The organism is Candidatus Bathyarchaeota archaeon, from assembly GCA_025059045.1.
Lineage (GTDB): Archaea > Thermoproteota > Bathyarchaeia > Bathyarchaeales > DTEX01 > JANXEA01.
The window spans coordinates 37,384-63,864 of record JANXEA010000004.1; the positions used below are offsets into that span (position 1 = coordinate 37,384).

The following is a 26,481-nucleotide window of genomic DNA, read 5'->3' on the forward strand; positions in this document are numbered from 1 at the left end:
TTTATGTAAAAATATAGGTCTATGAATGTTCAAGCACTTTTTTTGCGATAGCTTCGCCGACTTCAGTAGTCGTCGAATTTCCGCCTAAGTCATATGTTCTAACACGTCCCTCCCGCAGAACTGATATTACTGCATTTTCAATACGATTTGCCGCCTCCTTCTCGTTGAGGTATTCCATCATCATCTTTGATGCTAAGATCATCGCAATTGGGTTTGCTCTGTTTTTTCCAGCATGTTTAGGAGCTGAACCATGCACAGGCTCAAACATCCCATAAGAGTCTCCAATATTTGCACCCGGCATAAGACCTATGCCCCCAGCAAGTTGAGCTGCCTCATCCGATAAAATGTCTCCGAAAAGGTTTGTTGTTACTATAACGTCAAACTTTTCAGGTTCTTTTATCAACCTCATCGCCATTGCATCTACATGTTCCTCGTCTACAAGGACGTCTGGATACTCGTTAGCAATCCTGAACACGGCTTCCCTGAAGATACCGTCCGTGATTCTCAAGATGTTCCTTTTGTGAACGCAAGTAAGATGCTTTTTACGTTTAGAGGCATAATTAAAGGCTATTCTTGCAATCTTTTCCGAAGCTTCTTGTGTAATAACCCTTATAGCGATGCCCCTCCCCTTGGAAACTTCAAATTCAATGCCGGAATAAAGCCCCTCCGTATTCTCCCTGACTATCAGCATATCGATCTTAGGATTGGCTGCGGGTACCCCTGGAAGAGCTCTACACGGCCGCAGATTAGCGTAGAGATCAAATTTTTTCCTGATGGTCACAGCGACGCTAGGAGGTGCGCCTGGATCCTCTGGAGTCGTCATGGGACCCTTCAGGCAAGCAGCAGTCTCCTTTAGGAGACTTATTGTCTCAGTTGGAAGATTAGTGCCATATTTATCGATACAGTAGTATCCAGCATCTCCGTATATCAGCACAAGCTCTAACCCCTCTACTGCTTCTTGGACTGCATGAAGAACTTTGACAGCGGCTTCTGTAACTTCTGGACCTATTCCATCACCAGGAAGGACCGCGATCTTATAGATTCTGGACATAAGCAAGTCTCTCCAGATCAGCCAATCTAATCTTCGCGAGAATATTTATCCCTTTAGTTTTATATGCCGGCAAAAATCAAAAATACTCTCTTCCACTATCCTTCGTAACAATGGTTCCTGAAAGATAATTAAAGAGCCTTTGTCTCCTTGTAGGATAAAAAATCCATCCGACGAGACAGTCTAGTGGCAGCATAAAAGCCTTTCCAAAACTTTCTATGGCGGCTGTACTTAAAGTTAAGGGTGCGCCATCAGATCTTGTTACACGTAGATTCAGAACCATTTTTCCGAGTGATTGACCACTAATGCCCTCCATTAAAGTCCAATAAATGAAGTATATCACATTATCAAGACCGATCATGGAAAAGGGGATCCAGATTATGAGACGCTGAATAGGGAATATTATGGGCCATATCGACAATAAGAATAAAGATTTGAGTGTGGAAAGAAATATTCCGACGATTATCACATCAATAAGCCATGCTAGAAATCTATCCCCCCAGCTTGCTGCGGGTATCCTTTTAGTTACTATATGTTCCACAGCCTTCCCGCATATAGGACAATACCTAGCGTCCTCTGGCAATTGGGCTCCGCAATCTCTGCAATAAGTCAATTCTTACACCTTCTAAATCGGGCGTAATCGCAAATTAATGCATCTCATTATTTATAAAGTTAAAATAATCGGAATATAAGAACTTTTGAATAATATCAAATCGACTAGTCGGAAGGGAAACATGATTGGATATTAATGGTAAATTGAATCTCATCGTGCGAAACACGGAAGAAATCGTAACGAGAGAGGAGCTCCATAGTCTTCTAGAAACAAAGAGTAGACCGAAAGCCTACTGGGGCTTCGAATGTTCCGGCTTCATGCATGTAGGCATGGGTCTTATATGCGGCTCGAAAATTAAGGATATGGTCAAGGCTGGGTTCGACTTCATAATATTTTTAGCCGATTGGCACAGCTGGATCAACAACAAATTAGGCGGAAAGATGGAAAATATACGTTTAGCGGGAGAGTATTTTAAAGAGTGCTTTGAGGCCCTCGGAGTAATTACTAGTGGAGTGAAGGTTGTTTGGGCCTCAGATATTGTAGGAGATGTTGAATACTGGGAAAAGGTTGTTAGAATTGCTAAATCCTCATCGTTACTTAGAGTTAGAAGGTCTTTGACAATAATGGGTAGAGAAATGGATTCCTCGGATATTGAGACTGCATGGTTACTTTATCCATGCATGCAGGTTGCAGATATCTTTCATATGGATCTTGACGTCGCTGTTGGAGGTATCGATCAGAGAAAAGCGCATATGCTAGCTAGGGATGTTGCGGAAAAAGTTGGCTGGAGGAAGCCTGTGTGCATTCACACCCCGCTGCTCTTAGGGCTGCAAAAGCCTGAAGGTATTAATGTGCATGAAGGCCTTTTTGACGAAGACAGCGCCTTAAACCGGCGGTTAATGTCCAAGATGTCAAAGAGTAAGCCTGAGAGCTGCATATTTGTTCATGACCCTCCTGAAGAGATAAGAAAAAAGATGATGAACGCTTACTGTCCACCCAGACAGGAAGAAGGAAACCCTGTCCTAGAGCATGCCCAGTACATCATATTTCCAATATGCGGGAATATGGAGATTCAGCGTCCATCAAAATATGGCGGATCAATAGTTTTTGAGAATTATGAGGAACTTCGAGCGGCATACCTTAGAGGTGAAGTGCATCCATTAGATTTGAAGAGCAGCGTTGCAGAGGCGCTAATTGAGATCTTAGAACCAGTCAGAGAGCATTTTCGAAGGAAGTCTGAAACATTAGAAGAACTTGAGAAAATTGAAATGACAAGATGATTATAGTCTTTAGAAGTGGAGAAAGGAACATTAAAAACTATGCACAGGCTGGCATAAATGCTTGGAAAGGTGAAGTAAAGTGAGATATTTTTCCACCAAAGATATTGGTAGAATCTTCGTCTTAAGGCTGGATCCTGGGGATTATGTGCTTGAGAGCATCATGGACCTTGTAGAGAAGGAAGGGGTCAAGGAAGGCGTAGTGGTCTCGGCTGTCGGTACATTAGATCGCTACAGTGCTCATATGGTTACTTCAACAACATTCCCGCCTGAGAACTTGTTTGTAACGTTAAATGACGAGCCCATGGAAGTTCTTTCCATATGCGGATTAATAGTTGCTGGTGAACCCCATCTTCATATAGTTGTTTCCGACTCGAAGAAGGCTTATGGAGGGCATCTTGAGAAAGGTTGCAGAACACTATATGTGGCTGAAATCGTGATAATTGAATTGAAATCGCTCAATTTGAAGAGGGTTAGGGAAAGTGACCAGGTGAAAAGACTGACTAATATAGAGGATAACAAGTAAGCGAAAGGTGCCGCAAGACCCGATGATACATAGAGACATTTTTTATTATTCTACTTAACCTCATTGACTATAAGTTAAGGTGGCGATTATGGCGTTGAAGAATTGGGATGCCAATTATCTGATTGAACTTTTAGCTAAACCACAGAAGGGTGAGTTGAACTATGATGGAATAGAAAGTCCACTGACGCGGTTAGAAGCGTTGAGGGAGCTTAAAAGACTGGAAACGGCCGGTATCCTCAGCAAACCCGAGAGGAGATACGGTGTTAATGTGCATATTCACACGAGCGAGTCTTTCAGTGTTTTCCGTTCCCCGTCTGAGGCCGCTTGGGTTGGCTATAGATCAGGCATAGAAATATTGGGCATAAACGACCATTACACGATTGATGGGCATAAAGAGTTCAAAGAGGCTTGCAAAATATTAGGGCTAAAGGCTACTTTCAACATTGAAGCTATGGCTATGTCCCAGGAGGCAAAGAATGAAGGGGCTAGGTATAATGATCCAAAAAATCCTGGTAGGGTGTACTTATGCGGAAAGGGTATAACACGCAACCTTAAACCAGGGTCAGCAAGCGATAAACTTCTTCAGACTATGAGGCGGGCTTTTAGGGAGAGATGCCGAGAGATGACTGAGAAGGCAAGCATTTTTCTAAGCCAGTTCGATCCTTTCCTGAAGTTGGATTTTGAAGAAGTTTTAAAGTTCACGCCTAGAGGGAATGTAACTGAGAGGCATGTTGCCCAAGCCATTGCCGAAAAACTGAAAAAGAGATTCAGTAAGACCGAAGAACTTAAGGAATTCTTGGCGATGCTCCTAGGGGATTTTGATGAAGCGGCTTTACAACGTGAAGACAAGTTCCAAGACCTCATAAGGAATACTCTTCTAAAGGCAGGAGGCCCAGCCTACGTTGAGGAACCGCCTGAGGCGTTCCCAAGCATAGAAAGTATTGTAAAACTTTTCTTAGATTACGGGGCGATCCCCACCTATCCAGTGCTAGGAAACCCCATAACAGAGAGAGAAGCTGACTTAGACAAGCTGCTCGATGAGCTTGAGGATTATAAAATATACGCCATTGAGGTGATCCCGAAAAGAAATACGCGAGAAAGACTATCAGAGATTTTGATCACAGCGAAGAGACATGGTTTTCCTGTATTTAATGGGACTGAGCATAACACAAAGACCCATGAACCTCTCATAGATGAGTTTTCAGCGGATCCAGAATTCGCGCCTATCTTCCGCGAAGGTGCCTGCCTAATTCTTGGGCATCAAATCCTAGCGGAATATGCTGGGAAAGGCTACGTAGACAATAACGGAAAACTATCCTTTAACGAAAGGAAATTCGGCATTTCATTTTTCTCGTTTGCTGGCAAGATCATATGGTCTGAGGAAGCTTTACAATGGCTTTCCAAAATTGGAGAAACTAACACCTTAAAGGTCGTATTGGGGCTTCACTCAGTCTTTTCGGATAACTCTGCAAAAGAGTTTTGGGTTAAGCCTGGCTTCGAGGTTCCTAAGAGAATATTAGATAGGATAGTGATCAAGGAGGACAGAGCCTGTTTCAAAGATGAGGATGCAAAGATCTCCTTTGAAAGGATTGCGAAAGACTTAGTAGTGCCTAAAAGTTAATGGCTGATGCATAGGGTTAATTTCATTCCCAACCTCGTTGGGAAGGCTATACAAAGTTATATATTATCCTCCAAGGCTTGTTAGATATGCATATCTCGCAGAGTGGTGAAAAGGATGGTCAAGAAAGGAACATTAAAAATAAGTGTTGACAATATATTGGGCTCTATAAGTCCTAACATCTTTGGCCACTTTATTGAGCATCTAGGAAGATGCATATACCCCGGAATCTGGGTCGGAAAATCTTCAAAGATCCCAAATGTTGATGGTCTAAGAAAAGATGTCGTAGAGAAATTTAGAGCCGTCAATCCGCCTGTGATAAGATGGCCTGGAGGCTGCTTTGCCGACCAATACCATTGGCAAGATGGGATAGGCCCATCTGAGAAACGCCCAAGAAGACTGAATATCTGGTGGGGCGGAGAAGAAACAAACGAGTTCGGAACAGACGAGTTCATAAAGTTCTGCAGATACGTGAACGCTGAGCCGTACATATGTGTGAACGTTGGATCAGGAAGCCCGGCCGAGGCTGCTGCATGGCTTGAGTATTGCAATTACGCTGGCAAGTCTGAATATAGCGATTTAAGAAGCAAAAATGGGTCTAAAGATCCCTACGGGGTTAAATATTGGGGCGTCGGAAATGAGAATTGGGGATGTGGCGGGTCTTTCGACCCAGTCTATTACGCCTGGGAATACAGGAGGTTTGCGACATACCTTAAAAAGATTGATCCTTCAGTACAGCTGATTGCATGTGGACATATTTCAAGAGACTGGAATTATAAGTTCATGGAGAACCTTCGAAATCACATAAACCTCATCGATCATCTATCAATACACTATTACTTTCCTAAGTTCGGCGGAGACACAAACTTCACAGAAGAAGATTACTTCAATCTAATGCTTGACGTGCAGAACCTAGAATACCAGATCCAGCAGGCAATCAATGTCGTTGAATATTTCGCAGAGGGACGCAAGGATATAGGAGTCGTGGTTGATGAGTGGGGGACTTGGCATCCCCAAGCGACGGTTGAAACTGGACTGTACCAGCAGAACACACTTCGCGACGCGCTCCTTGCCGGGGCAGTATTAAACCTTTTTACCAAATATTGTAGAAAGGTCGTAATGGCTAATCTGGCACAGACCGTTAATGTTCTACAGAGCCTCTTTCTTACGCGGGGGGAGCAAACTATTGTCACCCCAACATATCATGTCTTCGCACTGTACAAGGAACATATGGGAAACTATGCGCTAAAAGTGAATTATGAATCACCGGTCGTCAAGGAACTGCCGAGGATCGAGGAGCGGCACCAGAGATTCAAGTCTGAGAGGATTAAGCCTCTGCAAGCCTTAGATGCGTCCGCGTCTCTAAGCAAAGATGGTGGGCAAATAATCCTGACATTACTCAATCAGAGTCTGGAGGATCTTGAAGTTGCTATTAGTCTGACGGGAGGGAAAGAAGTTGCGGAAACAAGATTATCCGTGCTGACGGCTGATAATCTACAAGACCATAACGACTTTCACAGTCCAGATAAGGTTTCGCCGCGTGAGGAGAAGATAAAAGCAAGAGGCCACACCTTCGACTATACTGCTCCAAAGCATTCCGTAAGTCGATTAATACTATACTTGTCATAGCGGATGGTAGGTCGGTGCTTTCATCATTGCGGACTCTTTATCTTTTTTATTAGCCAAACAATCTTCTTTCCAAAATTCGCAGCCGTTCTAAGGCCTTCCTCATCTTTTAAAACATCCCCCTTCTCTCTCCCGAAGGCGATATTCCAATATGTCGATCCAGGAACAATCATCCCCTGATGTAGGAAGAAGAATAGAAGCTCCGCAAATGTGAAGTTGTGCCCTGCCCTTCTTGCGACAACCATTGCTCCGCCAACCTTATTCTCAAGTATCCTCCCCTTGGCGCCGGATACGAGAGCGGCTCTGTCGATCAGTGCCTTAATCTGAGGCGTAGAGGAACCGACGTAGACAGGTGATGCCAAGATTATGCCGTCAGCCTTAACCATCTTTTCGAATACCTGCTGAAAATCGTCTTTTATTTGGCATTCCCCAGTCCTCCTGCATGAGAAGCATCCATCACATGGCCTAATCTCCTTGTCGCACAACCTTAACAGCTCTGTCTCAGCCCCTTCAGCTTGAGCTGCCTTAAGGGCCTCCGAAACGAAGATTTCAGTGTTGCCGCCTATACGAGGGCTTCCAACAATACCAACTATATAAATCATGGCATTACCCCAAAAGAAGGGAGGTATTAAGATATATTATAAGTTTCGGTCCATGGATTAGATGCCACTCGTTCACCCTGCCTTGCTTTTCAATGCCGCTAACGCCAGAGCCTCGCCGAGTTTTCTGCATGAGTCAAGATCTTTACTTGTCGGATAACCGCTTGAGACAATCCCTTCAGCTATCTTTTTGAGTCTAAATGCATCCATCATCCTTTCCAAGCTTAAGAGTGCAGAGTTACTTGGGCCTCCTCCCGACGTGAATGCGGCTGCGGGTTTTCCCGCGACCTTATCCCTAATGTTCCATGCTCTATCAAAGAAGTCCTTCATTAATCCACTCATATATCCAAAATAATTCGGGGAGCCGAATGATACGGCATCACATTTGATGAAATCTTCAATGGATGCATCTTCCACACGCTTGACCTTCGCTTTAGCTCCCTCAACTTTGCCAACTCCATCGGCTACAGCCTTCGCCAATAATTCTGTCTTGCCAGTTCTCGAGTAATAAAGAATTAGCACCTCGACCATTATCTTTACCTCAACTCATAAAACTACTAGTAATGGAAAAGGTTTATGGTTTTTGCCTTTTTCTTAAGCTTGCATAGAGATTCATCAAAGTCCTCTCGGGTTCAGCACTTCTTGTTAGGAATGAACCTACTACAGCAACCTTCGCTCCAGCCTCAAAAACTTTGATGATTGTTTGCTCATTTATGCCCCCGTCAACCCAGACAGTCGTTTCAGGATAGGATTCCACGATCGTGCTAATCCTCTCTTTTGCCTCTTCACAAAATTTCTGTCCTCCGCGGCCCATTGGAACAGACATGAGCAATACATGATCGGCTGCATTGATAATGTCTGCTGTAAGCAACTTGAATGGTGTTGGGAGGTTGATACATATGCCTGCTGAGTATCCATACTTTCTCAGGAGATTTAATGCCCTAATAGTTTCCTCCTCCGATTTGAATGATTCTCTCTGTATAAAGATGACAGTCTCCTCGCGATCTTCTTCTAGCATGAAATTGTTGATTTTCCAAATTATTGGAAAAGGGTTTTTTACCATGAAATGAAGGTCTAAAGGTATCTTGTCACGGAGCATCTCATATAGTTGTCTTATGAGCGGAATTGGAAACGATGTGGTGCTCGGAATCAGTGATGGTCTCATAATATCAATGTGAACTGTGCGAAGATTACCAGTCTTCACTAATTGATTTATCAAAACCCACGACCTCGATAAGTTTAGATTGCCGATGTGTCTCCTAAGATCAGATTCCAGCTCGAATATTGAAAGAGATATTTGCATGTTTCCTTCACTTCAGATTTGAAAAATATTTAGATGTTAAAGGTAATATTTACTTATAGCCCAAGTGATCAGGAGTTTAAAACATGACTGAAGAAGGTTTATATATAGGAGTTGACGTTGGAACCCAGAGCACTAAAACGATAGTTTTCGATGGAGAGTCAGGAAGAGTTTTAGCAAAAGCTTCACAGGGCTATGGGCTTATCGAAGGATTGCCCCCTGGTCATAAGGAGCAAGACCCCTCTGTCTGGATAGAGGCTCTACGCTTAACTATAAAGATGTGTTTGAAAGAAGCGAGTATAGATCCTGCGAGGGTAAGGGCCATTGGAGTTTCTGGGCAGCAACATGGGCTTGTCCCCTTGGATGAGAAAGGTAACGTCATAAGACCTGCAAAGCTCTGGAACGATACGAGCACAGTGAACGAATGTAAGTACCTGATACGAAAGCTAGGCGGTAAAAGATCCGTGATCGAGCTTCTGGGGCTGTCTATTCCACCAGGATTCACAGCCTCAAAGATTCTTTGGTTAAAGCGACACGAGCCCATGAACTTTAGGAAGCTTAGAACAATTCTTCTTCCTCATGATTATGTGAATTTTTACTTGACTGGCAGAAAAGTGATGGAGTACGGTGATGCTTCAGGAACTGCTTTAATGAATGTTAGGACTAGGACATGGTGTATGAAAGTATTGGAGACAATTGATCCTGGTCTTGAGGAAAAGCTTCCGCCAGTCCAAAGTTCTGATAAGCCAGTAGGCTTCATAAGGCGGGAAATCGCGGAGAAATTTGGCTTTAAAGATGATGTTCTAGTCAGCGCAGGTGGAGGAGATAATATGATGGGTGCTATAGGCACAGGGAACACAAGGAAAGGGATTGTAACGGCTAGTTTAGGCACATCAGGCACAATATATGCATACTCAGACGTTCCCATAGTGGATCCTGAAGGCGAAATTGCCTGCTTCTGCGACTCAACCAATGCGTGGCTGCCGCTTCTCTGCACAATGAATGTAACGGTAGCTACAGAGTTCGCTAGAAACCTTTTCGGTCTCTCACATGACGACTTATTAGGGGTAACTGAAATGGCTCCTCCAGGCTCAGACGGTCTCATTCTCTTGCCATATTTTGAGGGGGAGAGAACGCCAAACGTGCCGGATGGTACAGGTGTCTTTTTCGGGCTGAATAGCAAAACTTATGATAAGGCGCATATTATGCGGGCTTCAATGGAAGGTGCGACTTTGGGGATGAACTATGGATTGAACAAGATGAGAGAGCTTGGAATTAGACCTGAAGAAATTAGGCTTACTGGCGGCGGCTCAAAGAATAAGGCTTGGCGTCAAATCGCCGCGGACATCTTCGAAGTAGATGTCGTCTGTTTAGAAATTGATGAAGGAGCAGCGTTTGGCGCTGCATTGCAAGCATTATGGACATATAAGAACTTTATTGGCCATAAGGTGACTATTCAGGAAGTAACTGAAAGATATGTTAAGGTTGATGAGAACTCACGTCTCTCCCCAAAAACCAAGAATGTCAAAGTTTACAGGAATCTTCAAAAAATCCATGATGAGCTGAGCAGAAGCCTACGAAGAGTATTTAGAAAACATAGATCATTCTTGGAGCAGTATGTTGGAGGAGCAAGAGGCGGGTAGAGTAACACCATCAGCTGGTCATCTCGAGATAAACACTTTGAAAAGGTATTGGTCAGTTGGGGATTTTGAGTGATAGTGTTTTTATGTTTCAATAGAAATCAATAATCTTTGATCATAGTGACCTTTGAAGCGTGTAGGGAAATCATAGAGGACCTGTTAGAACATGGAGACCTCGATTCGGAAGATGTTAACCTAATCAAGGCAAGGATTGCTGAGAAGTATGGTCTGACCTCGGTCCCCTCAAACTCGGAAATCATGAAATGTGCAGAAGATAATGAGAAGCCTAAGATTCTCAAGATTTTAAGGAGAAAGGCTGTTAGAACAGCCTCTGGCGTGACAATCGTTGCTGTGATGACGAAGCCTTGGCCGTGCCCGCAGGGGGAACCATGCGCCTACTGTCCAGGTGGTCCGTCACACGGGGTTCCCCAAAGCTATACCGGCTTAGAGCCTGCTTCATTGAGAGGCGCACAAAACGATTATGATCCCTTCAGACAGGTTAAACATCGATTAGCACAGTATGAAGCGATTGGACATCCCGTCGATAAGGTTGAATTAATAATTATGGGAGGGACTTTTCCAGGCACCCCCCTTGACTATCAGAGATTTTTTGTGAAGGGGTGCTTGGACGCATTGAATGGTGTTTCTTCAAACACGCTTGAAGAGGCGAAGAAGATTGCTGAGACGGGTAAAATTAGGAACGTTGGCATAACAGTAGAGACGCGCCCAGACTGGGCGAAAGAAATTCACGTCGACCACATGCTATCACTTGGGGTTACACGTGTAGAATTAGGCGTTCAGAACATCTATGATGATGTATACAGGATTGTAAATCGAGGTCACACAGTTAAGGACGTGATTGAGGCCACAAGAATTCTCAAAGACTCCGGACTAAAAGTGGGATACCATATGATGCCCGGTCTTCCAGGCTCGAGCTTCGAACGTGACTTAGAAGGCTTCAAGAGGATCTTCACGGATCCAAATTTCAAGCCGGATATGATAAAGATATACCCGTGCCTAGTAATTGAAGGTACAAAGATCCACGACTGGTGGAGGGAGGGTAGATATGAGCCATATACGACCGAAGAAGCGGTACGGCTGATAGCTGAGGTCAAAAAACTCGTGCCTGAATGGATCAGAATAATGCGGGTTCAAAGGGATGTACCAGCTTATGTGATCAAAGCCGGGGTAAAAAAGAGTAACCTGAGAGAACTTGTGCTGGAAAGGCTCAGGCAAGAGAATGCGAAATGCAGGTGTATAAGATGCCGTGAAGTTGGGCATAGATGGTTGAAGGAGAATGTGATGCCGGATTTGGATAGGGTGGAAATCGTGACGAGGCAATATGAAGCCTCAGATGGTATTGAATTCTTTATCTCCTGTGAGGACATTGAGCGAGACATTTTAATTGGTTATCTTAGGCTCAGAATGCCATCAGAGTATGCGCATAGACCTGAAATCAAGGGCGAGGATGTCTCGCTAATACGCGAGTTACATATATGTGGTCCCCTAGTTCCGGTTGGAGAGAAGTATGTTGGAGCATATCAACATAGGGGGTTTGGTAGGCTCCTAGTGCAGAAGGCAGAAGATGTCAGCCGAGATTATGGGGCCAGAAAGATATTGGTAACCAGCGCATTGGGAACAAAGACTTATTATAAACGGTTAGGCTATGATTATGCCGGGCCCTATATGAGCAAGAACATTTGATTCGGAGAAATTTAATATTCTTGAAGCACATGTTGAAGGGTGATCGGCAGCAGATTGGAGGACGATATCTACCGTGAAGTCAATTGATAAATATGAGCTTGTGAATGAATTGGCACGTCGCAGAGGGTTCTTTTGGCCCTCATTTGAGATATATGGAGGGGCAAGCGGGTTCATCAGCTGGGGGCCATTCGGCTCGATAATGAAAAGGAAGATAGAGGACAAGTTTAGAAGGATGTTCTTGCAGCGACATAACTTCTATGAGGTAGAGACACCGATAATAACGCCTGAGAAGATCTTCAAGGCTTCAGGTCATCTTGAACACTTCAAAGAGCCCATGGTTGAATGTTTAAAATGTAAAAGGAGATTTAGAGCGGACCACCTGTTAGAGGGATCTACTGATCTAAGCCAGCAAGAGATTGAGAAAATGGATCTAGCCGCAATAGAGGAGACTATCAGAAACCAGGGGGTCAAGTGCCCTGACTGCGGAGGATTATTATCCGAGCCGCAGTATTTCTTAACAATGTTCAAGACTACGATTGGACCTTACTCAGATGCTATTGGGTACGGTCGTCCTGAAGCGGCTCAGGGAATCTTCTCAGAGTTCAAACGTTTATATGAACAGGTCCGGGAGCGTCTCCCAATAGGGTTTGCCACAATTGGACACGCACTGAGAAATGAGATAAGCCCAAGGCAGGGGCCAATCAGGCTCAGAGAGTTCACGATTATTGATTTGGAGTTTTTCATTGATCCCGCAAACCCGCAATGTCCTTGCTTAGAAGAGGTGGCAGACGAAATAATGAGGCTTGTCCTGGCAAAGAATCGTCTTGAGGGATGCGAAGATCCGGTTGAAGTCGCCGTAAAAGAAGCAATTAACAGAGGCTACATAGTGATGGAGTGGCAGGCCTACTTTATGGCATTGGCAAAAAGGTTTCTAAGTGAATTAGGGGTTCCAGATGATAAGCAGAGGTTTATTGAGAAGCTCCCATGGGAGAGGGCACATTATTCTGCCCAAGGGTTCGATCAGGAGGTGTATCTTGACCGTTGGGGGTGGGTGGAGGTTGCGGGCTTCAACTATAGAACCGACTACGACCTGTCGGGACACATGAGAGAGAGTGGCGTCGATATGAAAGTATTCAAGCCTGAAGGAACAAAGACGGAGAGAACAGAGTTAATAGTAAAGCCTATTCAATCAAGGATCAGGCTGACATTCAAGGATGAAACGCCAAAGGTTTTAGAACTAGTCTCCAAGGCAGACGCAAGAAAGATGGGGGAAGACTTCAGAAAGCAGGGCTTCTCCCAGATAGATGGCTTCAAGATTCTTCCAGAACATGTCGAAATCGCAGAGATGCGGGTTCAAGAGCATGGTCGCCGCTTCATACCACACGTGATTGAACCCAGTTTCGGTTCAGATAGACTTGCCTACGTAGCCTTGGAGTACGCATACACACAAAAGAGGGGAAGAGTGATTCTTGAGCTGCCGCCTGATATCGCACCCGTAGAGGTTGCGGTCCTTCCTTTGGTCAGTAAGGACGGACTGCCAGAGAAGGCAAAGAAGATTCACCTTAACCTAATAGAGGAAGGTTTCATCGCCGAGTATGATGAATCTGGCTCTATTGGGAAGAGGTACGCTAGATTCGATGAAATCGGCACTCCAATCTGCGTTACTATCGACTACGAGACTTTGAAAAATGAGACTGTTACTCTGAGAGATAGAGACTCTTGGAGACAAGTTAGAGTGGACGCTGGTGTTCTGCCTAGCCTTCTGCATAAATACTTGCAGCGGAAAGTGAGGTTCGACGATTTGGGCGATTAATTTTGATGGATTCATGTTTAGTTAGGTTTTTAAGTTTTCTCGCAGTAATATAGGGTTGACGATATGCTGTGAGGTATCGATGAGGGGCTGATGTTGACATGGTCTTTCCAATGGAGGCAGAAAATCGAGCGAAGAGGAGGGCGCTCCGTCTCTGCCAGGATCATTTAAGGATAGTTATTGAGGCGTATCGGAAAACTGTACAGCTTATGGACGCCTTCTTGCAGAATGATAAATCATCACTCTCTCAACTTCATGAGGAGATACAGAAGCTTGGGGACGAGGTGGACAACTCTAAGAGGGCGGTTGCACAGGAGCTCGTTGAGATAGGTGCTATACTGCTAAACAGAGAAGACTTTCTAAGATTCACTGATGTCACAAGCGAGATAGCCGACTTCTGTAAAGGCATATCATTCAGGATAATGGAGATCGTTCATAGAGGCTGGGAGATTCCGCCAGATCTGAAGAAAGGCATGAGCAACCTCGCTGCCGCAGTCTTCGAAACCGCATCGAAATTGAGGGATACCTTCCTAATGCTAAATTATGGATCACCAATGGTTCAAGAGAAGGCCAAGGATGTAGAGATGGCTGAAAGAAATGTAGACAACATATACCGGGAGCTCGAAGTAAATCTTCTGAACAGTAAGATGGAGATCTCAACGTTGCTTATGGCAAGAGACATTATCCAACTACTAGAGGACATGGCCGACAAGATTGAAGACGCTTCAGACGCCGCAAGGATTCTAGCCTTCGCAGTCTAGAGGTAAAACCCCAAATGCAAAAAATATTCACAGCTGAATTCGTCGAAAACTCCCTAATAATATGGAATCCGGAAGAAGGATCCAAACTCTTCAAGCTAGGCTTCTACGGCAAACCCCTAGGAATACCTAAACCTAAAACCGCAGAATTCGAAGTCCCCCTTATCCTCGACCTCATAGAAGGGCTATACTTGGCAGAAGAACGCCTAATAAAAGTCATCGAGGGTCCGGAAAAGAAGAGACTAAGCATAAAAACTCTAAGAACAAGAGCTAGGAAACTATTCGAACAGTTCGACCTCCGATACATGGTCTACAAAGACCTCAGGAAACAGGGACTAATAGTAGCACCAGGTGTTAAGTATGGATGCGACTTCGTCGTATACAAACAAGGTCCAGGAATCGACCACGCACCATACATGGTTTCAGTAAAAAGCCGAAAAGACAAAATCTCAGCCACAGACATCGTCAAAGCCGGAAGACTAGCAACAACAGTCAAAAAACGGTTCATAATCGCGGTCCCAGACCTAGAAGAAAACAAAATCCAATACCTCATCTTCAAATGGTTCAAAGCTTAGATGTAAAACGCCCCGATGGAAATGATTAGAGGCAAAATAAATGAAATATTTTCAGGAATATTCAAACTTCTGGAGAGCACCGTATAACTCGTACTAATCCCGTTTAGTGCTAGTATTCGATTTTTTAGTTAGAAGGTCCATGTTCAACTGAAAATATCGCTTTGCTAGTGTCTGCCTTAATATTTTTTCACTTATGTGTTTGCGATTGAGAATAAATCTCCATGCTAAAAACTGGATTTACAAAATTCTTTTATTGTCTTAATGCATAATTAAAAATTATTGAAAGTGTAAGTCTAGAGACTTCGGCAGCTATGAAGATTCATAGATTTTTGCAAGTTTTCTTAATGTAATACTTTTGCTTATCCTTGGGTATGTGCGACGGGCGCATTAATGGCCAGTCATGGAAGCCCCGGTAATCAACTTATTTTGGCTCTTCTATCAACTTTTTCTTATCTCTTTGTGTATATGTCTACAATAATATCGTGGATGTTGAATTAGATAGACTCAATCCTCAAAAGAAAAATCGCCCCCATGCATCTGGAGCTGTCGCGAAAGAGGAGTTAATGGTATTTGTGTATACTACGGCTTTAATTGCATTTGGATTATCAATACTTATAGGTTTTAATATGTTACTTCTTTCACTACTTTGGTTTTCTTAATTTAATGCCTACTCAAATCCACACATATATTTGAAGAGGAGAACCATAATAAGAGAGGCAACACCCTCAGTTGGGATGTCATTAGCAATACTTGTGGGCATATATTTTGGGTTCCCTACCGTCAACAGTGATTTTTAGTGCAATTTTATGGGATGCACTCCTTTTTTCAATGCCTGCGTTTAGAGACATAACTGATATTGTTGAAGATCAAAAATACGGAGTTAAATCATTAGCAACCCTTCTGAGCTGGAAGCGCAGATTGGAGCTCGTAATATTTTTCTTTCTAGTAATTATGACATTAACTCCTCTAACATATGTCTATTTTGGGTTTAATATGATTCTGCCGATAGTTGTAGTCGCTATAAGCGGAATGGTCCTTAAAAATATGTTTCCATTGCTAAATGGTATAGAACAAGGGAAATATGCGCAGCTGACACGAACAGGGTTTGTCTATATGATTACTGTATCTCTCTATGATTTTAGGTTATCTTCCTCTTTAGGAATGTGGCCAACCGATACTTTTAGATTATGAGAAACAAGTGGTTTAATGTCGCAACCTCTGTCCCACATTGCTTTAAATGATTGTAAAAGTCTTCTGCTTAATCTTTCGCTTTGGAAAAAGAAAGCAAGAGAAAAAGAATTGGAATATGGATGAGTCACTTCAACCATTACCATTTTACTATCACCTATAAACAAAGTATGTGGAAGCTCTCCGTAGCGTATATTTATGTTTGGTGAATGCAGCAAAGAAATCAGCGAAGAAAGAGATTTTGGACTAATCAATATTGCCCGTAACACCATTTGAAGTCTTTTTTGTAAGATCTCTTTTTCACTGGTCATAAGATACATTGTTACATTTCTGTCACATGCTCTTGCTATGGCATCAATAACCTTCAAATCGAAATATTGCGATGCAAAATGAATAGTATCATTTGCTCGATCTATATACTCTACCAAATCATTTACGACTTTATCCCAAGTATCAGCTATTCTAATCGGACCAGCAAGATCAGAAATTCTTTCGTCTGCTATCAAATTTGCATCTCTCAAGATAATGCGAACAATTTCTTCGAGTTCTTCGAGTTTAATGTGGTTTGCTTTATTTAATCCATCGATCAGCTTGAGTCGATCCTTATATGTTACTGCTATTTTAAGAGCTTCAAAATGTCTGAAGCTTATTTCTCCAAATTTCGTCAGTTTATACACCCCATTCACTTTTTCCACAAGACCTGCCTCGATAAGTCTTCTCAAATTGGTGTAATATTTTTTGGGAGTTAGATTAAGATCGGTTATTATTCTAGTGGAATTTGATATGCCGTCTTTTGCGGCATAAAATATTTTTAATGCATCTACGCTCGCCGCCGCCGTAAATAATCTCTCTAACTCGGTATAGATTATTAAGTCCTCATCCTGCCCTTTTCTATCTAATGATTGCCCGTCAGTATCGTACGATACTGTTTTTCGCATCTTTTCCATATGATCCTCTAAATGTTGAACACTGCGAATATAGCATAACAGATTTCTTGAGAGTCCTCTTTATAAAAGATAAGAAATTAAGAGAGATATTTGGAATATGTTTTCAGAAACTATTTTGACCATCACGTAGAATATTATGTGAATATTATGTGTGCTAATGGACGAGTAAGACTAAAAAGCGTGATTCTTGCAATTGACAACTAATTAATTAGACTTTAGATTCTTTTCATGGATATTAGTCTCCTATAAATTTCCGCATTATTTTTCTCTATCTCTCTAAAAAGTTTGTAAGATTCATCGTAGATTTTCTTATTATAGGGATCGGGTTCCGTTGTTTCGGTTGCTTCAAGCCAATTCTGAATGGCTTCAAAGTCGTCGATAGCTTTTGTTCCGACTCCAGCAAGAAGCGCGTCTCCTAAGGGGGCTCCTGGCGCATTCTTTATGTATATCATTTTCATTCCTGTGACATCTGAGATTATTTTGCGCCAAAGTTTGGATTTTGCACCTCCATCTACTAGGATGCATCTTCTGGGGATGATTCCCGCTTCTTTGGATGTTTCTAGGCTATACCTTAATGCGTATGCTACTCCTTCGAGGAAAGCTCTGAATAGATGCGCTTTTGTGTGATAGATGGTTAGCCCGAATACTGCTCCGCTCACATAATTGTCCCAGTATGGTGCTCTTTCACCTATCATCATGTGCGGTAGGAAGATTAGTCCTTCTGAGCCCGGCGGAATTTTCTCAGCTTCTTGGTCAAGCATGGCGTAGGCGCTTTGACCCAATTCCTCTGCTATCTTTGCATCGTGTTTTGCTAGGTTATCTCTGAACCATCTTATGCAGTATCCCGCGGTCAGAAGACCTGAAAATGAGTACTGGGTTTCTGGGTCATTTGCTACGTATGGGTAGTTTATCATCTTGGGCGAGAGCCTTTGTTCATTGCTGATGAAGCCGTTACACATCGATGTTCCAAGCATGATGGCCGCGTCTCCGTCTTGGAGGGCTCCCACGCTCAGTGCGCTTACAGGCGCGTCGATACCCCCAGCACAGACCGGGGTGCCTCTCTTCAAGCCAGTTAGTCTCTCGCCATCCCTTGTAACTTCTCCGACTACATCCTTAGATCTATAAATTTTTTCGGGAAAGAATTCTCTCGGAATGCCTAAGGTTTGCATCATCTCTTCAGACCATGTGTTCTTCCTAATGTTGTAAATGCCGCCGTAATTGCCAGCGCTAGAATAGTCTATCGAGATCTGCCCAGTCAGCTTATAGATGCAGTATGCGTTGGGGGTGACCATCTGCGAGATTCTATTCCATATTTTCGGCTCATTATTCTTTATCCAAAGCATCTTCGTGTAACCGAAGTATGGGTCAACAATGTTGCCCGTTATTTTAAAGATCTCGTCGACTGAAATCTTCGATTTTACCTCCTCACATTCCTTGCCGGCTCTTCTATCCGCCCAGATGATACAGGGTCTCAAGGGCTTCATTTGCTTGTCGCAGGGAATCCCACTTCCGCCATACAACCCGCTGATACAGACGCCTAAAATCTCTTCAGGCTTGACCTTTGACTGGCTTATCAGCGATCTGATGGTCTCGCATACAGCATCAAACCATACATCTGGCCATTGTTCAGCCCACCCCGGCTTAGGTGTCAGAACCCCATACTCTCGGAAGGCGGCGGAGATCTTCGTTCCCTCGACGTCGACAAGTATTGATTTTGTCCCCAACGTTCCAATATCCGTTCCTATAAGATACACCTTTATGCCACACCTATTCAGATCGTGATTTCATCATTAAAGAAGAATTGTGGAGTCTGCTACAACGTAATAGATCAGTTCAAGTTGAGTATGGGTCACGATTTCTTCGGTCTTTCAACTATTTTTACATTTACTTGGACTGTATCCTCTGTTATCATGTTCCCTCTTATAGTCTTCCTTTTCCTCACACCTTTATTCCTCGGTTTGTAACCTATTCCTCCACTAAGTAGCACCTGAGATTTCACTCCCCCGTGAACATCTGGTCTCATGGGGAAACCTGAGATGTCGGATCCTCCTGTAATTTCTAGTTTATGTCCAGGTAGACCCGCCACTGAACCGTCTATTACTTCTCCTATTCTTCTCCCAACTAATGGGGCTGCCCTACTGCCTTCAACCTCCACAACGCTTGACTTGCCTGTCTCAGGATCAGATATTATTATCTTGAATTTTGCCATGATCCCTCATCCTATCTCCTTATATTATGCCGATATCTGGAGATATATTCATTTATAAGTGTTCTCTAAGATGGGCTTCTAGAAAAAGATAACTTAGGCTCCTTAGCAATAAACGTGGCCAGGCATATTACTAATGCCGAGAGGATGCGGACTTCCATAGAGGGAAAGCCCGTTGTCTGCATGACGCTTTCTTCCACCATCTCGTCCGACTCGATTATCTGGAAGTTCCAAGTGGTTAGGTAATCTCTCATGTATCTCGTTTCCCCCACATAATTGTATTTAGTGACGTTTGCGTATTGAACGGTTGGCTGTGTGAACAGAGCGGAGTTTCTGATGGCGTTTAAGGGATCTTTATAAATACCGTCACCGATTACATAGGTCAGATCTACTGGAAGCCAGCCCCAAGGTGGGACATAAACCATTGCCCAACCATGCCAGCCTATCCTTGTAAGATTTAGGATTAGGCTTCCTCCCCAATACCTTAACACAAGTGGCTGTCTACCAGGCAGGTAGATGCAACCTATCTGAAGATATGCTGGAATACCGACTATCCTGCAGAGAGAAATAAGAAGATTAGCCTGATCATCACAGTCTCCAACCTTTTCGATGAGCGTCTCATTAGGGTATCTGGGCACCTCATCACTTCCATACCTGATATTTTCATTTATCCATCTTATGAAGGAACTTAATATTTTGAGTACGTTTTTCTCTTCCCCGGCAAGTTCAAATGCGAGTCCAATAAGATCCGTATGGTTCAGAAGCCATGGTCCATTAGGAACACAATAAAGGCTCCTATATGACTCTGAAATCTCATTCAAACTTCCTGAAAGGTTCTCAGAAATGTTGGGTTTAGGGTAAGGCTTCAAGACAACAGTGTAGGCAACCTCATAAGTAATATTCTCGTTCGGCTGTAATACATTTGTCAGATCCATGAGGGCAACTGGGTTGCCATCCATATCTTCATCGATCCTTAATAATGGATGAGAAAGATTTGTGAGGTACACCGTCTGCCGACTGTTGTTCATGAAAAGCCCTACTATTTGGTCATTCTCAGTAAGATTCCAAACGGCTCCTCCACTATTAGAATTGACTAGGGTGACGCGAAAGGTAATTCTGAAATACCTCTCTCCTTGGGGCTCATGCTTCGGGATGATGCCTGTAAAGTTAGTTAGAAATAGTGTGCTAGCGAGTATCGTGAAAAGGAGAAAGGTAAACCATACCTTGGAAGATTTTAAGCATTTTTGCTCTGTACTATTCGATGCCATCATGGCTTACCAGAAGATTGAATAAGGAAGGACGGATTTATGCTTTAATTTTTTTATAAGCTCTTTTCAGATATGGACCGCAATAGGCTTTCAGGATATGGTATGGAAGAATAGGACGGAGTTATGACAGATGGGAAATCTTCTCCTCTGCTGAGTAATTGCGCATTTCCGTTTTTCGCTTCACTTATCGGCCACCCTCCTCTTCAAGATAAGCCTGCATGCAATTGTTGAAGCCGTGACTCCGATTGCGATTAAAACTGCTGCTATTACGAGATTCAGCATATAGGGAGAAGAAGGTTCGCTGGATCCGCTTGCCCCCTTGCTTTGATCGGGCGGAGGTGCTCCCAGATAGAAGCTGGGCTGAGTCGCCTGCATGTATCCCATGGTCTCGCAAGCAACGCTGATCCTATAGTCGGGGTCATGCATCAATGTTGGAAGTCTAAACTCAGCCTTCACAGTTGTAATGTATATTCTCAGTTCAATAGTTTCGCCCTTTGATATATACCATACTTCCTCTCTCCAGTCCCCTAGGATGTCTCCATACCCCATGGGCGCATTGCGCTCTCCAGGTTCGCCCCAGAAATCTCGCATCTTACTCACAATGTTTCTCTGATAATCATACTTGTAAACTGATGTTGCATCTAGTAGCTCCCTGAGAATGTCAGCGTCCCACCATATTGCAAAATTACAGGACACTGCAGGTTTTTTCCCTGCACCGTCAACCTGCGGCATATCAGCGACAGTTTCTCCCCTGCAGCTGTAAATCTTTCCCTCGGATGCCCAGCATTCCATACCATAATATCTTGGGTCTATATCAGCGGCTAACCCTCTGCCCACATCCTTATCTTTTGTCTCCGATATCCCCCATATAAGATGGCCGGTTGCAGCATCCCTTAGATGCATGCCATAATTAGGCGCGTTCTCTTGCACATACCATATCTCCTTTCCTGGGCGTGAGGGGTCTATGTCAGACATGTGAATTCTGTCTCCATGCCCCTCACCTGTAATCCACAACTCTCGGCCATCGTCATCTATGGCTATGCTACCATAGATGATCTCATCTCTGCCATCACCGTCTATATCGCCTACACGTAAATTATGATAACCCTCAGCCCGCTCGCTGGCGGTATGGTTACTTTCATATCTCCAAATTTTTTCCAGCGAGCCGTTTCTCCAGTTCCAAGCCTCAACATATATTCTTCGCAGGGGTGTTGAACCATCCTGCGCTGTTGCATGTATGCCGCGGGCAACAATCAAACTTGGTCGTTTCCCGTCAAGATATGCGACGGCCATGAGGTGCTTGTGAGCTCTGTTCCCATAGTCGTCTCCCCAATCCGACCATTCTCCCATCTCAATCCATGAATCCAGGGCCAAAACCGCTCCAGTCTTCCCATCTATTATCGCAAAATACTCGGGTCCAGTATACTGGCGCCCGAGATGATCGCAGTACAATGTAATATTATCACCATTTATGTCACCTAGCTTGATAAGCTCGCCGCTTGAAGTTAAAACCGAAGCGTTCTCCCCAATCTTGCATGCTACTTCAGCTCTCCCATCGCAGTCGAGATCGAAAATGATGAATGGAGAGTATTTTATACCCGGCCTTATATTCGGGCCAAGGTCAACTCTCCATAGGAATGTGCCGTCTAGTTTGTATGCTTCGAGCTTGTATGTCTCTTGGGGGAGATGATCTGGAATCGAAACCTGTGAAGGGGCAAGATCTTGGTCGCCTCTCTTAACTACGAATTCATATTCTCCGTCGCCATCAAGGTCTCCTACGCCTGCAAGTTTCGCTCCTTGGACTTGGCCATTAAAGTTTAAAGAATCGTTTCTGAGATGTATGGAAATATAGTCTCTTACCCGTGGATTTGCTGGAAGTGTAAAAGGCATACTAGGAGATAACTCGGATCCATTAATTACAGGGCAGACATAGTACGTATTCTGTTTTGTTATGTCTACAGTTCCATCTATAAAGTCTGTCACGTTTGTGATTGGAGCACTATTGAGTTTCTCAGGCCTTCCATCCCCCGCAGTCCTGTAAACATTGAATCCCACATTCACCGGGTCTCTATAAAGCAAGCGCCATGTTAGATATACTTTTCCGCCTCCAAGATAAATGGCGATGAGTCCTCTTCCAAGGTTTTCAACCTCTCTTCCGGCACTCGAATTGGCGATCAAATTTCTCACATAACTCTCGATGCTGGGTTCGACCCCCTCGAAATTATTAGCTAACCTTACACCTACAGGTTTCAATATCGAATTGCCTATAAAAAATCCTGACAAGATTGTGAATAAAATGAGCCTATCAACAAATCCTACCCTTGAAGGCCGCATAACACTACACAAGATAATTTCTCTCTTTCCATTTTCTTATATCTTTGTTCCAATCTTAAATCTCTGGCAGACCTGAAGCCTCCTTAGAGAAATGGAACCATTTATTGGCTATCCGATATTTTCCATTATGCAGGTTTATGGGAATAAGGTTTTATTCTGTTGTGCTCCTTTTTATATCAGGTTGACATGTGAAGGTCGTCGAGTAATGGAAGTCTCTGTAGGTGATACTGTTATTAGGCTTGTTAGGGGCGACATAACCGAGCTGAGGGTTGACGCAATCGTAAATGCCGCGAACGGGTTCTTGAGGCTTGGGGGAGGAGTCGCGGGGGCCATAAGACGCAAGGGTGGTCCTGAGATAGAAAGTGAATGTGAGAGGATAATCGCTGAGCGGGGGAGGATTCCGGTAGGCGAGGCTGTCATAACCACAGGAGGAAAGCTGAAGGCAAAGTATGTGATACATGCGGTCGGGCCGATTTACGGTGAGGGCAATGAAGATTTGAAACTAAAAAGTATAACTACAAATTGCCTTAGACTTGCCGATAAGCATAAGCTTCGAAGTATAGCGTTTCCAGCAATCTCCACCGGATACTTTGGCGTACCCAAAAAGATCTGTGCTGAGTCAATGCTTTCTGCAGCACTTTCATATGTAAAGGCTGGAACAGATATCGAGGAAATAGTATTCTGTCTTTACGATGATGAAACATTAAACATCTTTAAAGAAACATTTAATAGAATCGTCGGTGGTACGGGAACTTGCATAGATTCCGTTTAGACGTGGTTCTTTTGGCATACCTGTTTGAGGAAAGACCCTTCTTTTTCTAACCCTAGCTCGGTAATCTTTTCGGGTTTTGGTATTCCCATTTCACTCCAACCTCTATATTCATAGTACTGTGATAGAAGCTCGCCGAGTGGAGGTAGGTTTTGCGCGGCCCCACCCTCACCTCTCTTATGAGTCAATATCCTAGGTGGAAGAACATCATCTTTACGTGAGACCCCTTCGCGGATGTTGTAAAGTCTCTTCAAATTATATATACGCTCCCCTGTCTTCATGAATTCTGCAAAATCCATATTCATGCCTGTAACCCAGTTCAGCCAATCAACAAGATTGGTTGGCTCAACGCCGCCGAAGAGAATAAATTTGCAGACCTTTAATGAATCCATCATACACATTAGATCTTGAGCTTTGGAGACTAGTACCCCTTTTCCCTCGACCGAGTGGCGGTCCTGGATCTCCGTATAGCCTAGACTGCGAAGAATAACATTTCTCTCGAATATGTGGCTTAGGCTTTGCAGATGGCATGCGCCGCGGTTTGAAACAGCATAAGAAAGGCCTTGGCTATAGTATGCTCTCGGATCATGTGCTGGAAGCTCCAGGCCCTTTACGTGTATTGCAAATTCCGCAGATAGTCCGCCAAGTTTTTCAGATGCTCTTTTTACTCCTTCACCCAAAAGTTTACCTAACCCTTCTCCTTTTGCAATCTTATGTATCATGGCTATTAAGGCATCGGGATTTCCCCACTCCAACCGGATGCCATCCGTAATCTCCTCGGAGATCAATCCCATCTCATAGGCTTCCATCGAGAAGGCTATAACAGCACCTGTCGAAATCGTGTCCAAACCATAACGGTTACAGAGTTCGTTAGCTTTTGCTAGAGCCTCAAGGTCGTCGATGAGGCAATTTGCTCCAAGCATCGCAAGAGATTCATACTCTGGACCAGCACCCTCCACCGCACCATACTTAGAACTTTCAAACTTCACTTCTCTCCCACAGCCTATTATGCAGCCGCTGCAGTAATATCTTCCGCTCAGAATGGTTTTCGCCATTGTTTGACCAGAGATTCTTTCAGCTCCCTCCTCCCATGAACCCTGCCTCCAATTCTTAATTGGCAAATCGCCGACATACTCGATTGCAGTCATACCGCCGCTGGTTCCGTATTCATGCATATTTTTGGCCTTCTCAAGAATGGTGGGAGCAATCTCTTTCACGGACTTTTCAAGAGCCTCTGGATTAACGATATCAATCTCATATGTTCCATACACAACTATCGCCTTTAGGAGTTTCGACCCCATGACCGCGCCTAACCCGCATCTCGCTGCGGCTCTTCCATGTTTCCCATCGTTCATTATGCCCGCTAATCTAACAAGATTCTCCCCGGCGGGCCCGATGCAAGCAACAACAGCTTTACAATCCGTCTCTCTCCTTAGAATTTCATCCGCCGTGTAGGTGTCGGTTCCCCAGACATGAGTTGCATCCTTTAACTCCGCATGCCCATCATTTATCCAGATGTAGACTGGCTTCGAAGCCCTCCCATATATTACTATCCCGTCATATCCAGACTTCTTCAGTTCTGGACCCCAGCTTCCGCCAGCGTCGCTCTCCCCATATATTCCAGTTAAAGGCGACTTAGAGATCACATGATAACGGCCTGACAAAGGAACCCTAGTGCCCGTGACCGGCCCGGTCATGAATATTAAAACATTCTCAGGCCCCAAGGGGTCTGTAGACTTATCTGTCTCATCAAATAAGATCTTAGCCCCTAAGCCGCTACCACCTATGAACCTCCTCAACAAGTCTTCATCTAGTTCCTTTGTCGAGATCTTTTCTCTTATAAGGTCAACTCTTAGAATCCTGCCCACATATCCGCCATACAATCCCATAGTCCTCCCTCCAGTTTATGAAGCGCAGTTTTCGAGCAAGCGTGCGGAGATAATCCATTTTAATAGCAGAATGATGTAAAGGCGAAATAAAAGCATTAAGAGACATGAAACCTAAAAATTAAAATTTTTGGGCTTGGCGCATGCTTCCAATATCAGCCATTTTTTCTTAGGAGGTGATCCGGCCGCAGGTTCCCCTACGGCCACCTTGTTACGACTTCTCCCTCCTTGCGGAATCTAGATTCGACATAGTCCTTATGGGCTATGTCTCATCTAGACCCCACTCGGATGGAGCGACGGGCGGTGTGTGCAAGGAGCGGGGACGTATTCACCGCGCGCTGATGACGCGCGATTACTAGGGATTCCACGATTCATGAGGGCGGGTTGCAGCCCTCAATCCCAACTGAGGCATGGTTTAGGGATTACCTTCCCCTTTCGGGGTCGGATCCCATTGTCCATGCCATTGCAGCTCGCGTGTGGCCCGGGAGATTCGGGGCATACTGACCTGCCGTGGCCCACTCCTTCCTCCGCCTTATCGGCGGCGGTCCCTCTAGTGTGCCCGGCCTCCTTCCGGAGTGCCGATGGCAACAAGAGGCGTGGGTCTCGATCGTTGCCTGACTTAACAGGACACCTCACGGCACGAACTGGCGACGGCCATGCACCTCCTCTCAGCTAGTCTGGCAAGACCTTCAATCTGGCCTTCATCCAGCTGTCGCCCCCGGTAAGGTTCCCGGCGTTGACTCCAATTAAACCGCAAGCTTCACCCCTTGTGGTGCTCCCCCGCCAATTCCTTTAAGTTTCAGCCTTGCGGCCGTACTCCCCAGGCGGCGGGCTTAACGGCTTCCCTGC

At 44.2% G+C, this 26,481-nt stretch carries 22 protein-coding genes and 1 rRNA gene; 11 read left to right on the forward strand and 12 right to left on the reverse strand.

The window, feature by feature from the left end; genetic code table 11:
* Positions 1 to 19: 19 nt before the first annotated feature.
* Both NZ952_00675 and NZ952_00680 read right to left on the reverse strand, forming a co-directional pair.
* Positions 20 to 1,042 (reverse strand): isocitrate/isopropylmalate dehydrogenase family protein, encoded by a 1,023-nt coding sequence (locus NZ952_00675; protein MCS7119714.1) that lies wholly within the window; start codon positions 1,040 to 1,042, stop codon positions 20 to 22.
* An 85-nt stretch (positions 1,043 to 1,127) separates the two neighbouring features.
* The gene (locus tag NZ952_00680) at positions 1,128 to 1,661 is read right to left on the reverse strand and encodes an RDD family protein (protein MCS7119715.1); all 534 of its coding nucleotides are present in this window, start codon (positions 1,659 to 1,661) and stop codon (positions 1,128 to 1,130) included.
* A 125-nt stretch (positions 1,662 to 1,786) separates the two neighbouring features.
* Here NZ952_00680 and NZ952_00685 point away from each other — a divergent pair, with 125 nt between their 5' ends.
* From NZ952_00685 to NZ952_00700, 4 genes are all read left to right on the forward strand, one after another.
* Positions 1,787 to 2,881: a tyrosine--tRNA ligase gene (locus NZ952_00685; protein MCS7119716.1), complete on the forward strand. Its 1,095-nt coding sequence runs from the start codon at positions 1,787 to 1,789 to the stop codon at positions 2,879 to 2,881.
* 79 nt (positions 2,882 to 2,960) lie between these two features.
* Positions 2,961 to 3,404: a DNA-binding protein gene (locus tag NZ952_00690; protein MCS7119717.1), complete on the forward strand. Its 444-nt coding sequence runs from the start codon at positions 2,961 to 2,963 to the stop codon at positions 3,402 to 3,404.
* An 88-nt stretch (positions 3,405 to 3,492) separates the two neighbouring features.
* Positions 3,493 to 5,025, forward strand: coding sequence for a hypothetical protein (locus NZ952_00695; GenBank protein MCS7119718.1), 1,533 nt, complete (start codon positions 3,493 to 3,495; stop codon positions 5,023 to 5,025).
* Between the two features lie 114 nt (positions 5,026 to 5,139).
* Entirely contained in the window at positions 5,140 to 6,651 is a 1,512-nt protein-coding gene (locus tag NZ952_00700; protein ID MCS7119719.1) for an alpha-N-arabinofuranosidase, read from the forward strand.
* A gap of 23 nt (positions 6,652 to 6,674) precedes the next feature.
* On the opposite strand, the gene NZ952_00705 is transcribed toward NZ952_00700, so the two are convergent.
* The 3 genes from NZ952_00705 to NZ952_00715 all read right to left on the reverse strand — a co-directional run bounded on the left by NZ952_00705 (position 6,675) and on the right by NZ952_00715 (position 8,550).
* Positions 6,675 to 7,250 (reverse strand): flavodoxin family protein, encoded by a 576-nt coding sequence (locus NZ952_00705; GenBank protein ID MCS7119720.1) that lies wholly within the window; start codon positions 7,248 to 7,250, stop codon positions 6,675 to 6,677.
* A 72-nt stretch (positions 7,251 to 7,322) separates the two neighbouring features.
* Positions 7,323 to 7,778, reverse strand: a complete 456-nt coding sequence (locus tag NZ952_00710) for an NAD(P)H-dependent oxidoreductase (protein MCS7119721.1) — start codon at positions 7,776 to 7,778, stop codon at positions 7,323 to 7,325.
* Between the two features lie 43 nt (positions 7,779 to 7,821).
* On the reverse strand, positions 7,822 to 8,550 hold the full coding sequence (locus NZ952_00715) for a hypothetical protein (protein ID MCS7119722.1): 729 nt from the start codon (positions 8,548 to 8,550) through the stop codon (positions 7,822 to 7,824).
* An 83-nt stretch (positions 8,551 to 8,633) separates the two neighbouring features.
* On the opposite strand from NZ952_00715, the gene xylB reads away from it, so the two are divergent.
* The 6 genes from xylB to NZ952_00745 all read left to right on the forward strand — a co-directional run bounded on the left by xylB (position 8,634) and on the right by NZ952_00745 (position 15,693).
* A complete protein-coding gene (gene xylB / locus NZ952_00720) occupies positions 8,634 to 10,190 on the forward strand; it encodes a xylulokinase (GenBank protein ID MCS7119723.1) in 1,557 nt (518 codons plus the stop codon).
* A gap of 117 nt (positions 10,191 to 10,307) precedes the next feature.
* The gene (locus NZ952_00725; protein ID MCS7119724.1) at positions 10,308 to 11,891 is read left to right on the forward strand and encodes a tRNA uridine(34) 5-carboxymethylaminomethyl modification radical SAM/GNAT enzyme Elp3; all 1,584 of its coding nucleotides are present in this window, start codon (positions 10,308 to 10,310) and stop codon (positions 11,889 to 11,891) included.
* A 73-nt stretch (positions 11,892 to 11,964) separates the two neighbouring features.
* On the forward strand, positions 11,965 to 13,704 hold the full coding sequence (glyS, locus tag NZ952_00730) for a glycine--tRNA ligase (GenBank protein ID MCS7119725.1): 1,740 nt from the start codon (positions 11,965 to 11,967) through the stop codon (positions 13,702 to 13,704).
* A 98-nt stretch (positions 13,705 to 13,802) separates the two neighbouring features.
* Entirely contained in the window at positions 13,803 to 14,462 is a 660-nt protein-coding gene (locus tag NZ952_00735; protein ID MCS7119726.1) for a DUF47 family protein, read from the forward strand.
* A gap of 14 nt (positions 14,463 to 14,476) precedes the next feature.
* On the forward strand, positions 14,477 to 15,034 hold the full coding sequence (gene endA, locus NZ952_00740; protein ID MCS7119727.1) for a tRNA-intron lyase: 558 nt from the start codon (positions 14,477 to 14,479) through the stop codon (positions 15,032 to 15,034).
* Between the two features lie 437 nt (positions 15,035 to 15,471).
* Positions 15,472 to 15,693: a UbiA family prenyltransferase gene (locus NZ952_00745; protein ID MCS7119728.1), complete on the forward strand. Its 222-nt coding sequence runs from the start codon at positions 15,472 to 15,474 to the stop codon at positions 15,691 to 15,693.
* A 471-nt stretch (positions 15,694 to 16,164) separates the two neighbouring features.
* Here NZ952_00745 and NZ952_00750 read toward each other — a convergent pair whose 3' ends face one another.
* The 5 genes from NZ952_00750 to NZ952_00770 all read right to left on the reverse strand — a co-directional run bounded on the left by NZ952_00750 (position 16,165) and on the right by NZ952_00770 (position 22,989).
* A complete protein-coding gene (locus tag NZ952_00750) occupies positions 16,165 to 17,169 on the reverse strand; it encodes a hypothetical protein (GenBank protein ID MCS7119729.1) in 1,005 nt (334 codons plus the stop codon).
* 215 nt (positions 17,170 to 17,384) lie between these two features.
* Positions 17,385 to 18,923, reverse strand: coding sequence for an FGGY-family carbohydrate kinase (locus NZ952_00755; protein MCS7119730.1), 1,539 nt, complete (start codon positions 18,921 to 18,923; stop codon positions 17,385 to 17,387).
* Between the two features lie 95 nt (positions 18,924 to 19,018).
* Positions 19,019 to 19,378: a 30S ribosomal protein S6e gene (locus NZ952_00760; GenBank protein MCS7119731.1), complete on the reverse strand. Its 360-nt coding sequence runs from the start codon at positions 19,376 to 19,378 to the stop codon at positions 19,019 to 19,021.
* A 65-nt stretch (positions 19,379 to 19,443) separates the two neighbouring features.
* On the reverse strand, positions 19,444 to 20,403 hold the full coding sequence (locus NZ952_00765) for a transglutaminase-like domain-containing protein (GenBank protein ID MCS7119732.1): 960 nt from the start codon (positions 20,401 to 20,403) through the stop codon (positions 19,444 to 19,446).
* Between the two features lie 420 nt (positions 20,404 to 20,823).
* Positions 20,824 to 22,989, reverse strand: a complete 2,166-nt coding sequence (locus NZ952_00770; protein ID MCS7119733.1) for a rhamnogalacturonan lyase — start codon at positions 22,987 to 22,989, stop codon at positions 20,824 to 20,826.
* 193 nt (positions 22,990 to 23,182) lie between these two features.
* Between NZ952_00770 and NZ952_00775 the strand changes: the two genes are divergently transcribed.
* Entirely contained in the window at positions 23,183 to 23,749 is a 567-nt protein-coding gene (locus NZ952_00775; protein ID MCS7119734.1) for a macro domain-containing protein, read from the forward strand.
* Here NZ952_00775 and NZ952_00780 read toward each other — a convergent pair.
* Both NZ952_00780 and NZ952_00785 read right to left on the reverse strand, forming a co-directional pair.
* Positions 23,746 to 25,635, reverse strand: a complete 1,890-nt coding sequence (locus NZ952_00780) for an aldehyde ferredoxin oxidoreductase family protein (GenBank protein MCS7119735.1) — start codon at positions 25,633 to 25,635, stop codon at positions 23,746 to 23,748. The two genes, NZ952_00775 and NZ952_00780, sit on opposite strands and share 4 nt — an antisense overlap.
* Before the next feature lie 168 nt (positions 25,636 to 25,803).
* A 16S ribosomal RNA gene (locus NZ952_00785) occupies positions 25,804 to 26,481 on the reverse strand; the annotation flags it as partial.